Annotated in this window: 13 protein-coding genes, 1 pseudogene and 1 other annotated feature; of the genes and pseudogenes, 13 read left to right on the forward strand and 1 reads right to left on the reverse strand. The window is 35.0% G+C overall.

Annotation, left to right across the window (positions count from 1 at the left end; genetic code table 11):
• Positions 1-17 precede the first annotated feature (17 nt).
• Positions 18-503 carry an Lrp/AsnC family transcriptional regulator gene (locus M9426_RS04840; protein WP_005955134.1) on the reverse strand — a complete coding sequence of 162 codons (486 nt, stop codon included), beginning with the start codon at positions 501-503 and terminating at the stop codon, positions 18-20.
• A 214-nt stretch (positions 504-717) separates the two neighbouring features.
• Between M9426_RS04840 and M9426_RS04845 the strand changes: the two genes are divergently transcribed.
• The 13 genes and pseudogenes from M9426_RS04845 (at position 718) to M9426_RS04905 (ending at position 15,426) form a co-directional block, all read left to right on the forward strand.
• The gene (locus M9426_RS04845; protein WP_250341494.1) at positions 718-1,290 is read left to right on the forward strand and encodes a GNAT family N-acetyltransferase; all 573 of its coding nucleotides are present in this window, start codon (positions 718-720) and stop codon (positions 1,288-1,290) included.
• A 3-nt stretch (positions 1,291-1,293) separates the two neighbouring features.
• Positions 1,294-2,307 (forward strand): DnaD domain protein, encoded by a 1,014-nt coding sequence (locus tag M9426_RS04850; RefSeq protein WP_060800486.1) that lies wholly within the window; start codon positions 1,294-1,296, stop codon positions 2,305-2,307.
• A complete protein-coding gene (locus tag M9426_RS04855; RefSeq protein WP_060800487.1) occupies positions 2,282-3,238 on the forward strand; it encodes an ATP-binding protein in 957 nt (318 codons plus the stop codon). The genes M9426_RS04850 and M9426_RS04855 overlap by 26 nt, the downstream gene beginning before the upstream one ends.
• 25 nt (positions 3,239-3,263) lie before the next feature.
• Positions 3,264-4,460 carry a pyridoxal phosphate-dependent aminotransferase gene (locus M9426_RS04860; protein ID WP_250341495.1) on the forward strand — a complete coding sequence of 399 codons (1,197 nt, stop codon included), beginning with the start codon at positions 3,264-3,266 and terminating at the stop codon, positions 4,458-4,460.
• A complete protein-coding gene (locus M9426_RS04865; RefSeq protein ID WP_250341496.1) occupies positions 4,453-4,734 on the forward strand; it encodes a hypothetical protein in 282 nt (93 codons plus the stop codon). Before M9426_RS04860 ends, M9426_RS04865 begins: the two co-directional genes overlap by 8 nt.
• A gap of 122 nt (positions 4,735-4,856) precedes the next feature.
• Positions 4,857-6,460 (forward strand): annotated as a pseudogene (locus M9426_RS04870) (potassium/proton antiporter).
• A gap of 22 nt (positions 6,461-6,482) precedes the next feature.
• Positions 6,483-6,887, forward strand: a complete 405-nt coding sequence (locus tag M9426_RS04875; protein ID WP_148464980.1) for a hypothetical protein — start codon at positions 6,483-6,485, stop codon at positions 6,885-6,887.
• 47 nt (positions 6,888-6,934) lie between these two features.
• Positions 6,935-7,157, forward strand: a binding site (T-box leader).
• A 68-nt stretch (positions 7,158-7,225) separates the two neighbouring features.
• Entirely contained in the window at positions 7,226-8,338 is a 1,113-nt protein-coding gene (locus tag M9426_RS04880; RefSeq protein WP_148464981.1) for a 5-methyltetrahydropteroyltriglutamate--homocysteine S-methyltransferase, read from the forward strand.
• Positions 8,339-8,359: 21 nt separating this feature from the next.
• Positions 8,360-9,472 carry a 5-methyltetrahydropteroyltriglutamate--homocysteine S-methyltransferase gene (locus tag M9426_RS04885; protein ID WP_250341497.1) on the forward strand — a complete coding sequence of 371 codons (1,113 nt, stop codon included), beginning with the start codon at positions 8,360-8,362 and terminating at the stop codon, positions 9,470-9,472.
• Positions 9,473-9,591: 119 nt separating this feature from the next.
• Positions 9,592-10,809 (forward strand): MalY/PatB family protein, encoded by a 1,218-nt coding sequence (locus tag M9426_RS04890; RefSeq protein WP_148464983.1) that lies wholly within the window; start codon positions 9,592-9,594, stop codon positions 10,807-10,809.
• Positions 10,810-10,836: 27 nt separating this feature from the next.
• Positions 10,837-12,207, forward strand: coding sequence for an APC family permease (locus tag M9426_RS04895; RefSeq protein ID WP_250341498.1), 1,371 nt, complete (start codon positions 10,837-10,839; stop codon positions 12,205-12,207).
• A 444-nt stretch (positions 12,208-12,651) separates the two neighbouring features.
• Positions 12,652-14,088, forward strand: a complete 1,437-nt coding sequence (locus M9426_RS04900; protein ID WP_148464985.1) for an APC family permease — start codon at positions 12,652-12,654, stop codon at positions 14,086-14,088.
• Positions 14,089-14,106: 18 nt separating this feature from the next.
• Positions 14,107-15,426 (forward strand): M18 family aminopeptidase, encoded by a 1,320-nt coding sequence (locus M9426_RS04905; protein WP_250341499.1) that lies wholly within the window; start codon positions 14,107-14,109, stop codon positions 15,424-15,426.
• Positions 15,427-15,529: the final 103 nt, after the last annotated feature.

Below are 15,529 nucleotides of genomic sequence, written 5' to 3' on the forward strand. Positions count from 1 at the left end.
AAATCATCCTTTGTTAACTATTCAGTATCAACCCTTGTAAAAATTTCGTCATTTCCCTTTTCGGAGTATAGAATAAGAAGGGTTTTAGTATCAAGTATACCATCGATTTTTAAAATCATATCATAAAACCTTGTGAGGTCTGAAGTATTTATTGTTTTAATCCTAAGCATGATACAGTGTTCGCCTGTGACCCTGTAGCATTCAAATATTTTAAATTTCTCATCTTGGATTCCCATTATCTTAGCGATAAGGCTCTTGAAGTCGTTGGTGTTGACCTTGCAGAGGACATAGGTGTCCACGTTGTAGCCAATCTTTTGCCAATCAACTAGGACCTTGTAGCCCTTGATGTAACCAGCGTCTTCCATTTTATATATTCTTCTATGGATAGCAGGCCTTGTTAGATTCAATTTTTTTGAAATGTCTTCGTGGCTCATGCGTCCATTCTTTCTCAAGAGCTCAAGAATCTCAACATCAATTTCATCTAAATTGTCATTTTTTCTCATAAAAATTCTCTCCTGTTACGAATTGTATAAAATTTATTAATAACCTTACTTTATTTTATCATAAAAGCTTAAAATTTAAAGAAATTTAAACAATGTAAATTAAGTAATTTATCTTTTTGCACAATGAGAATAAGTCTTATTCATAAATTTGAAAATTCTTATACTCCTTTATAGACAAGTTAAAATAGTATATAATAATAAAAGGAGGCTCTTTATGGAAAATTATCCAGACCTTAGTTTTAGGAAGATGAACTTAAGAGATGTCTTTACTTTTAGAAATTGGGGACGTCATGAATCGCCACTTTTTTTGGAGTATAATTTTATTGAAGAGTCTGAAGAAGATATAATAGAGTGGTTTAAGTGGAAGACGAGAAGGCCCCTATCAGAATATTTTGTAATCGAAAGCGATGAAAAAATTATTGGCTACTTGTCTCTTAAAAATATAAATAAATTTTTAAAGAAGGCAGAGCTTGGCATTGTATTAGATCCCAATTACATAAACCAAGGGATTGGCAAAAGGATACTTGAGCTCTTCCTCACTTACTTAAAGGAAAGAGGCTTCAAGAAAATATTTTTATTTGCAGCCCACTACAACAAGAGGGCTATAAGGGTTTATGAAGAGCTTGGTTTTAAAAAGAGATACAGCTTTCTCATGAAGTTTCCCAATGGAAGCTATGATGAAAGCCTTCCTGACTTTTATGAAAATAAGTCTTCCTTTAAGATAATTTTAAACAAGACTTTTAACTATGCTATAAAGATGGACTTAGATCTGGAAAGAGATTGGTGAAATATGTTTTTACTTGAAAATAATAAATACGACCTTGGAGAAACTTCCATTGAGAATATTTTTATAAATGATTTTATGCCAGGAGCCAATGGCGAGTTTGTAAAAGTTTATCTCTTGGGTTATAAGTTTGCCAAGGAAAATAGGACTGATATTACTAACGAAAAGCTCGCCGATTATCTTGGTATTCTTGAGTCCGATGTCAATAGGGCATGGGCCTATTGGAAGAAGATGGGCATAGTTGAAATGGAAGACGATAAGCTTAAGTTTGTAAACCTTAAGGAACTCTATATCAAAAATGTCTACAACCTAAAGGCAGAGGAAAAGAAAAAGGACAAGGGTTATTCAGAAGTTGTGGCAAACCCAACCTATGCCAACCTACTTACTAGGGCAGAGTTCCTCATGAGAGAGCCCATTGCCCCTATGAAAAAAATCGACATAATAAATTGGATCACAGCTTACAATATGCCAGCTGATTTAATTGAAGAGGCCTTTTTCTACACAACAGAGATCAAGGGAATTTACAACATTTCCTATGTAGAGCAAGTTGTGAGAAACTGGTCCAGAGACAACATCAGGACCATGGAAGATGTTGAGCAGTCCTACATTGAGCACGACATAAAATATTATAGGTACAAGAAAATCATGCGATACATTGGAGTGGACAAGCAGTTTAGTCAAGTTGACTTTAACATTATCAACTCCTGGTTTGATGAATTTAAATTTTCTAAAGACTTAATCTTGGAGGCCTGCAAGAGGACTTCGAAGATTTCCAAACCCAATGTCAATTATGTTGATGCCATCCTCATGAAGTGGAAGGACTTGGATATAAAGTCACCTGAAGATGTTGAAGAAAAGGATCAAAAGAAAAAGAAGAGAAAGCCCACAGCTTTTCACAACTTTAAGCAAATAACAGCAAATTATTCAGAAGATGACCTCTTTGATGTTGCCATGAGAAAACAAAAAGAGGGTTTTAAAAAGCTAGGTGTTGATTATGGAACTGACGGCAAAGATAAGTAATTATTATGAAGAATTGAGGAGAAAAAATTCTGTAGTCCACGAGAAAAGGCTAGAGGAAATTTATAAAAAAATTCCTGAAGTTAGGCAAATTGATGGGCTAATAAGGGACATTGCCCTTAGGGCCTCCATGGATCAGATAACAAATCCAGATGCTGACAAGTCTCTTGAGGCATCAGAAAAAATTTACAATTTAAAGATACAAAAGATGGACTATCTTGAAAAGAATGGCTATCCAAGAGATTACCTAGAAGAAATTTATACTTGTAAGGACTGCCACGACACTGGCATAAATGAAGATGACGAGAAGTGCCACTGCCTCAAGAAGTTAATTGTGTCAGAATTATACGACATGTCCTCAATTTCCTATATGCTAGACAAGGAGAACTTTGACAAGTTTGACTTAAATGTCTTTTCTGAAAAAGTTTATGAAAAGTATGAAATGTCGCCAAGAGAAAACATGAGAAATATTTTGGCGATTTCTAAAAAATACATCAGGGACTTCAAGGAAGAAAATGATTTAAACCTCCTCCTTTGGGGACCAACAGGTCAAGGCAAGACCTTTCTTCTAAATTGCATTGCGGCAGAACTTATAAAGAGCGACGTCATAGTAATTTATCAAACAGCCTACGAGATTTTAAAGACCATAGAAGACAGAAAGTTTAAAAATATAGAAGATGACAAGTACAATCTTTATTTTGAGGCAGACCTCTTAATAGTTGATGACTTGGGAATTGAGTTTGTAAATTCCTTTACAGCTTCAGAGATTTTTAACATAATAAATACTAGACTTTTACGTGGCAAGAAGACATTAATTTCTACAAACTTGTCGCCAAAGGAATTGTCAGAGACCTACACAGACAGGGTCTTTTCAAGAGTTTTTCAAAAATTTGTCCCAATTAAATTTTTTGGACCAGACTTAAGATGGCAATGAGATAGAGGGATTGAAGGGAGAAAACATGAAATTATCAAAGAGAATTCAAGAAGTAGAATATTCAGCAGTTAGGAAGTTGACGCCCTATGCAGATGCTGCAAAGGCAAGGGGAATAAAAATTTACGAATTAAACATTGGGGCACCAGACATTGAAGTGCCAGATGTTTATTTTGAGACCTTTAGAGATGTAAAGAAGGGACCTCTTCCTTATGCCCATGCCCAAGGACTTATTGAACTTAGGGAAGCGACTGCTAAATACTACAAAAACAGGGGAATAAATTTTGATGCCAAGGACATCTACATCACTGATGGTGCCAGCGAGGCCCTTGTGTTTACCTTTCAAACAATTTGTGACGAAGGAGACCAAGTTCTAACAACTGATCCCTTCTACACAAACTACAGGACAGTTTTCCAACAACTTGGTATTGAAGTTGAGGCCTTTAAGACTGATCCAAAAGAAGGTTTTGCCCTTCCAGAAATTGAAGAAATTGAAAAACACATAAATGACAAGACTGTAGCAATCCTACTTTCAAACCCAACTAATCCAACAGGAGCTCTTTACTCAGAAGAGGAAATTATGAGAATAGTTGAGCTTGCAAAAAAACACGACCTATATATAGTTGCAGATGAAGTTTATAGGGAATTTGTCTACGATGGCAACGACTATAAGTCCTTTGGAGAAGTCCAAGGAATTGAAGATAATTTAATTTTACTTGACTCCATCTCCAAGAGGTTTGGAGCTTGTGGGGCAAGAATTGGTTCTATTGCATCAAAGAATCCAGAAATAAAGGATGCCATAAATAAACTTTGTAACTGCAGACTTGCTGCTCCAACTCTTGAACAAAAGGCAGCAGCAAAATTATATGGAATAGACCCCTCTTACCTTGAAGAAGTGAACAAGGAATACCAAAAGAGACGTGACGTTATCTACGAAGAACTTATAAAAATTCCTGGAGTTACTGTAGAAAAACCAAAGGGAGCCTTTTATGTCATGCCAAAGCTTCCTGTTGACGACACAGAAAAATTTGCAATTTGGCTAATCGAAAATTTCCAAATAGATGGAGAGACTTTGATGTTTGCACCTGCTGCAGGTTTCTTTAAGAACAAGGAAGAAGGAAGACAAATGGTAAGACTTGCCTTTGTGTTAAATGTTGACGATATTAGAAAGAGTATGAGGATTTTAAGAGAAGGCATTGAAGCCTATGCGAGGGAAAATGAATAAGGACAAAATTTTAAAAATTTTAGAAAAAATAATAATCTTTTTAGTTACCCTAATAATGGTTTCTGTCCTTGCCAACAATTATCTAAGGGTTAGTGAGGGGGCAATAAATGACGGTCTTAGGATGGCGCAGATTGTCCTAGCAATTGCTATAATTATCCTAACTCTTATTATGGCAGTCCTCACTAAGAACAAGAGACTTTTCTTTGTATTAATTGGATTTTATATTTTAACTGGCGTGCTCTTTTATATCTTTAAATCAGCAAACAGAATTTGAAAAAGGTTGAGATTATTTGACGCTTTAACTAGATAAAAATGTTATAATCACATTAAATGGGGACTGTCACAGGGCAGTTCCTTTTTAAAAATAGATTTTTCAAATTAGAAAGAGGAGAGCTTATGAATCTATTACTAATAACAGTGATTCTTTTACTGGCAATGATCGCCACTAAAATATCCAACAAGTCGGGCCTGCCTGCCCTATTGCTTTTCTTGATTCTAGGAGTTTTGTTCTCGGGACTAGGCTATGACTTTAACAATTATAAAATTTCAGAGAATATTGCAACAATAGCACTTATGATAATAATTTTTTATGGGGGCTTTGGTACCAACTGGAACATGGGCCGAGAGAGAGCAAGGGAATCAATTATACTTGCCAGCCTTGGAGTTCTTGCAACAGCCTTGATAACAGGAGCCTTCTGCCACTATGTCTTGAAGTTTGACTTCTTAGAGTCAATGCTACTTGGATCAGTTGTGGCATCGACAGACTATGCCTCTGTATCAAACATACTTGTATCAAAGAACCTAAACTTAAAATATAAGACAGCATCCCTACTTGAAATCGAAAGTGGGTCCAACGACCCCACGGCCTACACCATGACCATGGTCTTCTTGTCACTTCTATCAGGCTATAGCGTCTCCATTCCAATAATAATTTTGCAACAAGTTGTCCTTGGCATAATTGGAGGATTTTTGCTGGCTTTGTCTTTATGAAACTTATAGAAAAATTATCCCTTGATGAAGATGGACTTTTTTCAGTATTCATTGCAACCTTGATGATAGGAACTTATGCCCTTACTCAAAGCCTTGGCGGAAATGGATTCTTGGCACTTTACGTTCTTGGAATTTATATTGGCAACCACGAGTTCAAGAAGAAGAGAGACATTGTATTTTTCTTCGATGGCCTTTCAACAATTTTTCAAATTGCCATGTTCTTCCTCTTGGGACTTTTATCAGACATCCACTTAATAGTGGATGCCCTTCCTATAGGCTTTATACTTGCAATCTTTATGCTAATAATAGCAAGGCCACTTTCAGTCTTTGGACTAATGGCACCCTTTAAGATGAAGAAAAACCAACTTGCAATAATTTCCCTGGCAGGACTTAGGGGAGCAGCTGCCATTGCCTTTGCCATAATGGTGGTAAACTCTGGAGTGAGCCTATCCATAGACATCTTCCACATAGTTTTTGTAATTTGTATTTTTTCACTTCTCATCCAGGGAACAGCTCTTCCCTTTGCAACGAAAAAAGTTGATATGTACGACCCTGATGATACAGTCCTAAGGACCTTTAACTATTATTCAGACAAGACAGACATTGGATTTATTAAGACCCATGTTACAAAAATTTCTCCATGGGTTAATAAAAAAATATCAGATATTGAACTTGCCTTTAACGTTATAATCGCCAAGATAGAAAGAGACCATAAGAGTATAGTCCCAAGGGGCAACACATATCTTAGGGATGGGGACATACTTGTTCTTGGAGGAGAAACTTACTTCGACTACACAGGTGAGGACCTCCATGAAATAAAAATTTCTGAGACTCATCCTTGGGCAGGCAGGATGGTAAAGGACCTCCACATAAGAAAAGATGAACTTATAATAATGGTGCAAAGACCTAATGGAGAAATAATTGTCCCAAGGGGCAACACACTTTTAAAGTCTGGGGACAGGGCGATAATCTCTAGGGAGACAAATGAAATAGAAGACCCAGCTAAGTAAAAAAAGTATAAAGGAGAATTTTATGTCACAAGAAAAAGAATTAAAAGAAGCTCACCAAGCCTTACTTGACCTTAAAAATGAAATTGACAAGACCATAAAGCTTACAGAGAGTGCATCAAGATGGGGACTTTTTGATCTCTTCGCAGACTCTGGCCTAGTTGGACTTGTAAAAAGAGGAAAGATAAAAGACATCAACAGTAACTTAAAGATAGTTAGAGATAAATTGGAAGTTGCGAAAAGAGAACTAAATGATATTAGGATTGATCTCGACGAAGAAATCCCTGACTCAACTTATGATTTTTTTGTTGATGTAATCTTTGACAACATCTTTACAGACCTACGTGTAAACAGAGAAATCAAAGAAATTAGAGAAAAATTAGAAGACCTTGGAGACAGGGTTGATGAACTCTTGAGAAAAATAAATTAAAAATTTTCTTGACAGGTAAAATTAATGATGCTAACATAAAATAAAATTTAAACCATTTGAAGAGAAGAGTAATCCATTTTGGAATTTTACAGAGAAGCCCGTTTAGCTGAGAGGGTCAAAGGAAGATTTGGGTGAACATGGCCTCTGATGGGATTAGTCGATATTAGACTTTTCCGGGAGCTCCCGTTATAGAGATAGAGTATGTTGGTACTTGAGAGTGGCATTCCATATGCAAAATAGGTGGTAACGCGGAAATAATTCGTCCTTATTGTTTTTATAAACAGTAAGGACTTTTTTTATACATTCTCAAGATGGATTTAAGAAAAAGGAGAAAGAAAATGACAAAAATTTTAGCACCAAGTAAGTTTGACGTAGTAGGATCTTTTTTGAGACCAAGAGATTTAAAAATCGCAAGAGAAAAGTTTTCTAAGGGAGAAATTTCAGGTGAAGAACTTAAAAAAGTTGAAGACAGAGAAATAGAAAAACTTGTGAAGAAGCAAAAGGAAGCTGGCCTAAAAATAATTTCTGATGGAGAATTTAGGAGGTCCTGGTGGCACTACGACTTCTTTTGGGGACTTGAAGGAATAGAAAAATATACTTTAAGTCAAGATGAACTCATCCACTTTCATGGAGAAACCCTAAGACCTGATGGGATAAAAATTGTTGGAAAGCTTGGAGGTAAAAACCATCCCTTCTTAGACCACTACAAATTTGTAAAAGGATTTGAAGATGAAAATACTGTGGCAAAACAAACAATTCCATCACCAGCTCAACTCCTAAGAGGAGTTTACAATCAAATCAAAGCTGGTAATCCCTACGAAGATGAAGGTAAGTTTGTGGACGACCTTGCAAGAGCATATGGCGAATTCTTCCAAGAAATTTATGACTTAGGATGCAGAAACTTACAAATAGATGATTGCACTTGGGGAGCCCTAGTAGATGAAGATGCAACAAGACTTTATGAAAAAGATGGCAAAAACATCGAAGACCTTAAGAAGATCTACTTAGAAATAAACAACAAGGCCATAGCCTATGCACCAGAAGGACTAAATATTACAACTCACATCTGCAAGGGAAACTACAAGTCTTCCTTCCACTTCAAGGGAGCCTACGACGCAGTTGCAGATTATGTCCTAGCAAGAGAAAATGTGAAGGCCTTCTATCTTGAATACGATGACGAAAGATCTGGTGACTTCAAGGCCCTTGCCAAAATTCCAGCAGGCAAGAAAGTTGTCCTTGGCATTGTGACAAGCAAGAGACCAGAGCTTGAAGATAAGGAAGAGTTAATTGCAAGAATTAAAGATGCGGCAAACTACATTCCACTAGAAAATATTTGTATCTCACCCCAATGTGGATTCTCATCAACAGAAGAAGGCAACGCAGTGACAGAAGAAGACCAATGGAAGAAGATAGCCCTTTTAAAAGAAGTAGCAGAAGAAGTTTTGATTTAAGGATTTAAAAGGAGAAATAAGATGACAAAAAATTTAGCGCCAGGTAAGTTCGAAGTAGTAGGATCCTTTTTGAGACCAGAGATCTTAAAAAAAGCTAGAAGAGATTTTGAAGATGGAAAAATCAAGGCAGAGTGCCTAAGACAAGTTGAAGATGAGGCAATAAGAGAGCTTGTGGAAAAAGAAAAAAATGCAGGATTAAAGTTTTATACAGATGGAGAATTTAGGAGGTCTTGGTGGCACTTTGATTTTTGGTGGGGCTTTGAAGGTTTAGAAAGAGAAATAGATAAAAATGATAGTTTTGATTTTAATGGAAAAAAACTGAGAAGAGAAAATATCAGAGTAAAATCTAAAGTCTCATCTAAGAATCATCCCTTCCTAGACCACTTTAAGTTTATACAAAAATTTGAAGAAGACGACTTCACACCAAAGCTAACAATACCAGCCATAGCAGTTTTCTTGGCCCAATCAATTGATTCAACTATAGGTATAGAGGATGTATATGATTCTACAAGAGAATTTATTGATGACCTTGTAAAGGCATATGTAGAATTTGTAGATGAATTTTACAAGATTGGAGGCAGGGTCCTACAATTTGATGATGTAAGCTGGATTGGAACAGTTGACGAAAACTACAGGAAGAAATACGAAAATTCTGGCAAGACTATTGATGAACTTAGACAAGAATTCTTAGACTACAACAATAAAATTTATGAAAGAGCTCCAAAGGACTTGCAAATCTTAACTCACATCTGCAGGGGAAATTTCATGAGTCACTGGCTTTACCAAGGAGCCTATGATGATGTTGCCGACTATGTATTTGCAAAAGAGGACATCGATGGATTTTTCTTAGAATACGACGATGAAAGATCTGGAGACTTCAAGGCCCTTGCAAAAATACCAGAAGGCAAGAAAGTTGTCCTAGGTCTTGTAACAAGTAAGAGACCAGAGCTTGAAGACAAGGATGAGTTAATTGCAAGAATTAAAGAAGCCTCAAATTATATTCCTCTAGAAAATATTTGTATCTCACCCCAATGTGGCTTCTCATCAACAGAAGAAGGCAACGCAGTGACAGAAGAAGACCAATGGAAGAAGATAGCCCTACTAAAAGAAGTAGCAGAAGAAGTTTTTATTTAATAATTGACAATAAAAAAAGATAACACAATTGATTTAATAAGTTAAATAAGCACTGCTTCAAACTATATGTATTATTAAATTAACTTTTGTATAAAAGATAAGTTTGGAAGGATGGTTTAATGTATAACTTTGATGAAAGAATTGACAGAAAAAATACTAACGCACTAAAGATAGATGGATTTAGAGATTATATATTTCATGCTGATGATAGTATGAAGTTTCCCTACGCTGATGATGAATTTATTCATATGTGGGTAGCTGATATGGAATTCGCAACACCTGATGTTGTAATTGAGGGAATTAAAAAAAGATTAGATAAAAAAATTTTAGGTTATACAAGAGTATTTACAGATGATTTTTATGAATCTTTATTATCTTGGTGTCAAAGAAGATATGGATGGAGTTTTGCAAGAGAAGAACTTGTTACAAGCAATGGAATTATTCCAGCCTTGTTTGAATTGGTAGACTACATTTTAAAAGAAGATGAAAAAGTACTCTTCCTTACACCTTCCTATGCATATTTTAAATATGCAGCAGATTCTTCTAATAAAGAATCTGTTTGTTCAGATTTAAAGCTTGAAAATGGTTACTATACAATTGATTTTAAAGATTTAGAAGACAAGGCAAGGGATTCAAAAACAAAGTTGTTTATTTTTTGCAATCCTCACAACCCTACAGGAAGAGTTTGGAAAGAAGAAGAGCTAAAAAAAGTAGCAAATATAATAGAAGAAAATGATTTGTGGGTAATTTCTGATGAAATTCATTGTGATATTTTAAGAGAAGGACAAAAACACATACCTCTAGGTAAGATCTTAGGTGATTATGACAAGCTAGTAACATGCATGGCTGCTAGTAAAACCTTTAATATAGCGGGACTAATGTTTTCAAGTATCATAATTAGAAACGAAAATTTGAGAAAAGTTTGGAACAAAAATCATTATAACTTTGACAATCCTCTTAGCATAGCAGCTAGTCAAGCAGCTTATGAAGAAGGTGAAGATTGGTTAAAAGAAATGAGTAAGTATTTGGATGAAAATTTTAAATTTACCAAGGATTACTTAGAAAAGAATTTACCAAAGGTTAGAATTAACATTTCTGAAGCAACTTATTTAGCTTGGGCAGACTTTGGAGAATATTTTGATGAAGATGAAGCGATAACAATGTTTTTTGCATATAAAGCTGGTGTTTTATTAGAAGCAGGAAACATGTTTGTTAAAAACTCTGGAAGTTTTGTAAGACTTAATTTAGCTTGTCCAAGATCTTATTTAAAAGAAGGAATAGACAGGATTATTTATGCAGTAAAAAATAAGCACAAGGAAAAGTATTATGGAGAATAAAATAGACATCATTAAGGAGTATTCAGCATGACTAATAAAAAACAACTTGGTGTGATTAATATTATTGGGCTCGGTGTAGGCGGAGCCATTGGATCAGGAATATTTGTTACTTTAGGATCAGCCATGGCCAGGACTGGCAGGTCTATATTGCCTATTACAGTTATCAGTGTCTTTTATATGCTTTTAGCCTATTGGTATAATATGGCAATTTCGGGAGTATTTGTTATAGAAGGCGGAGATTACAGCATGAAGGGCATGCTTCTTCCTCCTATATTAACAGGATTTGGTGGATGGACTAATATTATCTGGGCATTTGGGTTTACAGGATATGCCTTGGCTCTTACTCAATATTTGGGTGATTTATGGCCAATATTTACAGATAATTTGAAGTTATCAAGTTCAATAATTTTAACTATTTTCTTTCTATTAACTATAAGAGGAAACAGGTTTGTAACCATATTTCAAAATATAGTTACAGGATTATTAATTTTAGCTTTAGTTATTTTTGTATTTTTAGGAATTCCAAAAGTTAATATTAATAATTATTTCAATATGAGTTACGATGGAGGATTTTTCCGAAATGGGATTCCAGGAGTTATAGGCGCTATAGCTGTGATGGGATGGGCTTGTCAAGGAACAACTATGGGACCAGTAGGAGTCATTCCAATAACAAAAAAACCAAAAAGAAATATACCTTTGGGAATTTTATTAACTTGTATTGTAGTTTCTATAATTTATGGATTTATGTCCTTTGTTGCTTCAGGTGTACTCACATTTGATCAGTATGCTGGTAATAATTTGAGTGTTACAGCAAAAGCTATTTTAAGTCCAGGACTATTTGCTTTCTTTGTTATTGGTGGAGGAATATGTGCAATCATATCTTCTTTTTTATCAGTTCTTGTTATGATACGAAATCCCTTAGCGCAAATGGCAGATGATGGATGGTTACCAGAAATTTTTAAAAAGAAGTCTAGTGATGGTTATCCATATTACTGTTATTTGTTGGTCTATGTTATTGCACTTATACCAATCCTTACAGGTATGAATGTAGATAATGCAATATCCATGCTTATGATTCCAACAATGGTTATTAATGCTTACTTAAATATAAAATGTATGTATATACCCAAAAATTATCCAGAGCAGTTTGAAAATAGAGGATTTAGGATTCCAAAACTTCTATTTATTTCATCAAGTGTATTGGGCGGAATATGTGCTGCGGTAATAGCGATAACTTTATTTAAAGAATTAAATCTTAACAACGCAATAATTGCTGCCTGTGTAGTAATTATTCCTATGTTTTTCTCATACCTTGCATTAAGAACTAACTCGGTAAATGAAAACAAATTAGAAAATCAAAAAAAATTGATTGTTGAGCAAGCCCTAGCTAATAATTGAGAAAATAAATTTAAGCATCAAATCTATATAAAAAGAAAATATAAAAATATTTTCCTGATAGAAAAAGCCCTCCTAATTTTTCCAACAAAAGATCTCCGATAAAAAATCGGGGATTTTTTGTTGGAAAAATTTTTATAAAAATTTAAAAATATAATAGAAATTAATGATAAAAGACAATGTTAAACTCTCTTAAAAATTGTATTTATTAATAGGTCAAGATTAATCAAAATTATTTCAAATGAAGATCCTCTTATGCTTAAAAGCAATATAGACTTGTATTTTTAAAGGTTCAAAAATTTAGTACCAAACTAGTATAAAGTGGAACAATTTAAAAATCAAAATAGTAAAATGTTTTTCTTATTTTTTAAATACACTAGATGGTCTATTTTTTTAAGGTTATAATTAAATTAATCATGCAATTATTTTTTTGAGAGGAGAGTTAAAATGCAAGATTCACAAAAGAAAATTAAGTGGTATATGCTGGCATTCATGGCCTTTTCCACTTTATGGGGTTTTGGAAATGTTGTTAACGGTTTCGTATTCTTTAACGGAATCCAAGTAATATTTTCATGGATCCTAATGTTCGCACTTTATTTTATTCCAAACGCACTTATGGTTGGGGAACTTGGTTCTTCCTTCAAGGACGAAGGTGGTGGAGTTACATCATGGATAAGAGCAACTTCTAGTGATAAGTTAGCTTATTACGCAGGTTGGACTTATTGGGCATGTCACATCACTTACATTGCTTCAAAGGGTTCTGGTGGACTAAAGGCTATGTCTTGGATGTTCTTCCAAAACGCAGAAGTTTATGATTCCCTACCAACTGTTTATGTACAAATCGCAACTCTAGCAGTATTTTTAATTTTCTGCTGGGTAGCAAGTAGAGGTCTTAACCCACTTAAAAACCTTGCAACTATTGCAGGTTCAAGTATGTTTGTCATGGGTATTCTTTACATCTTAATGATGCTTGCTGCACCAAAGATTAATCCAGATGGTGGTTACCAAGCTATGGACTGGTCCCTTGACAACTTGATTCCAACTTTTGATATGAAGTATTTCACTTCTTTATCAATTCTTGTATTTGCTGTTGGTGGTATTGAAAAGATGAGTCCTTATGTAAACCACATGGAAGGTAACTCTTCAAAGGAATTCCCTAAGGCAATGATTTTCGCTGCTGTAATGGTAATTATTTCAGCTATCTTTGGTACTATTGCTATGGGTATGATGTTTGATCCTGCTATTATCAACGCAGACTCAGCAACTTTTGACTCTTACGCAGCTAATGGTGCTTACTGGGCCTTCGAAAGAGTTGGAGAATATTATGGCCTTGGAAACAAGATTATGATTGTTTACGCTCTATGTAATATGATTGGTCAATTCTCTACACTTGTTGTAAGTATTGACGCACCACTAAGAATGCTACTTGATGATGACAAGACAAATAAATACATCCCAAGAAAGCTTCTTAAGAAAAATAAATACGGTGCTTACATCAATGGTATTAAACTTATAATTGTTCTTGCAGGCTCAATTATCCTTGCACAAATCCTTGTGCCAGGTGCTGCAACTGTATTAAGACAATTAACAAAGCTTAACTCAATCACAATGCCACTTCGTTACCTATGGGTATTCTTGGCTTATATCTTCTTGAGAAAGAACAGGGGCGACGTAAAAAGAGAATTCTACTTTACTCGTAACCAAGGAATTGCTCTATTCTTTGGCTTCTGGTGCTTCATATTAACAGCTGCTTGCTGTATGCTAGGAATGATTTCAGACGATCCAATGCAAATGGCACTTAACGTAATTACACCACTTGTACTTGTTGCACTTGGAGTAATCCTACCAATGATTAGGGCAAAGGAAGATAAAAAACTTAGCTAAATTCTAAAAGGAGGAAGTATGAATTATTTAGAAACTTCAAAGGAATTGTTAGAATTTATTAGAAAATCTGCAAGTATGTTCCACACAATTGACACTGTGAAGACATATCTTGACAAGGAAGACTTTATAGAATTAAAGGAAGGCGAAAGCTGGACTATTGAAAAGGGCAAGAACTATTACACTACAAGAAACGACTCAAGTATTATTGCCTTTAAGGTAGGTAGTGATCTTTCAGATTACCACTACCAACTTGTGGCTTCTCACTCTGACTCACCAACTTACAAGGTGAAAAGTATGCCAGAGCTTGATGGCCCAGGAGACTATGTAAAATTAAATGTAGAAGTTTATGGTGGACCAATTGATTGGACATGGTTTGACAAGCCTCTTACCCTAGGTGGAAGAGTCTTAGTTGAAGAAGATGGCGCAATTGTATCAAAACTTTTATACATTGACAAAGACATCTTAATCATACCTGATGTAGCCATCCACATGAATAGGGAAGTAAACAACGGTTATAAGTTTAATAGACAAGTTGACCTTCTTCCACTATTTACAAGTGGCTCTATGAAAAAAGGCGACTACAACAAGATGATAGCTGAAGAACTTGGAGTTAAGGAAGAACAAATTATTTCTAAGGACCTATTCTTAGTAAATAGACAAGAAGGAAAAATCTGGGGCTATAAGGATGAATTTGTTTCATCACCAAAACTTGACGACCTAGAATGTGCCTTCACTTCACTTAAGGCCTTTATAGCTGGTTCAAACGACAAGGTAGTAAATGTTTACTGCTGCTTCGACAACGAAGAAGTTGGATCAAACACAAAACAAGGTGCTATGTCAACACTTCTTCACGACACATTAAAAAGACTTAATGCTGGTCTTGGTTTTGAAGAAGAAGAGTACCACAAGGCTGTTGCAAAATCCTTCCTAGTAAGTGCAGACAATGCTCACGCAGTTCATCCAAACCACAAGGAATTAACTGATGACGAAAACAGAACTTTCATGAACCAAGGTATTGTAATCAAAGAAGCTGCTAACCAAAAGTACACATCAGATGCCTTTTCACAAGCAGTATTCAAAAAGATTTGTGCCCTTGCTGATGTACCAGTTCAACACTTTGCCAACAGATCTAACATGCAAGGTGGTTCAACTCTTGGAAACTTATCAAACACACAAGTTTCCCTTCACGCAGTTGACATTGGACTTCCACAACTAGCAATGCACTCTAGTTATGAAACAGCTGGAGCAAAAGACCCAGCTTACATGATTAAGGCACTTACAAAATATTACAACTCAAATGTAAAAATTGAGGGAGCATCAAAAATTACTGTTGAATAATAAATTTTCATTAGAAAATAGTATTTAAGAAATAAAATTTGTGAAAGCAAAAAATTAAAATCGCGACAACACATTTAAATAAATACTTTTTTGGAAAGAGAGT

The sequence above is a fragment of the Peptoniphilus genitalis genome, from assembly GCF_023614525.1.
GTDB classification, from domain to species: Bacteria; Bacillota; Clostridia; order Tissierellales; family Peptoniphilaceae; genus Peptoniphilus_A; species Peptoniphilus_A genitalis.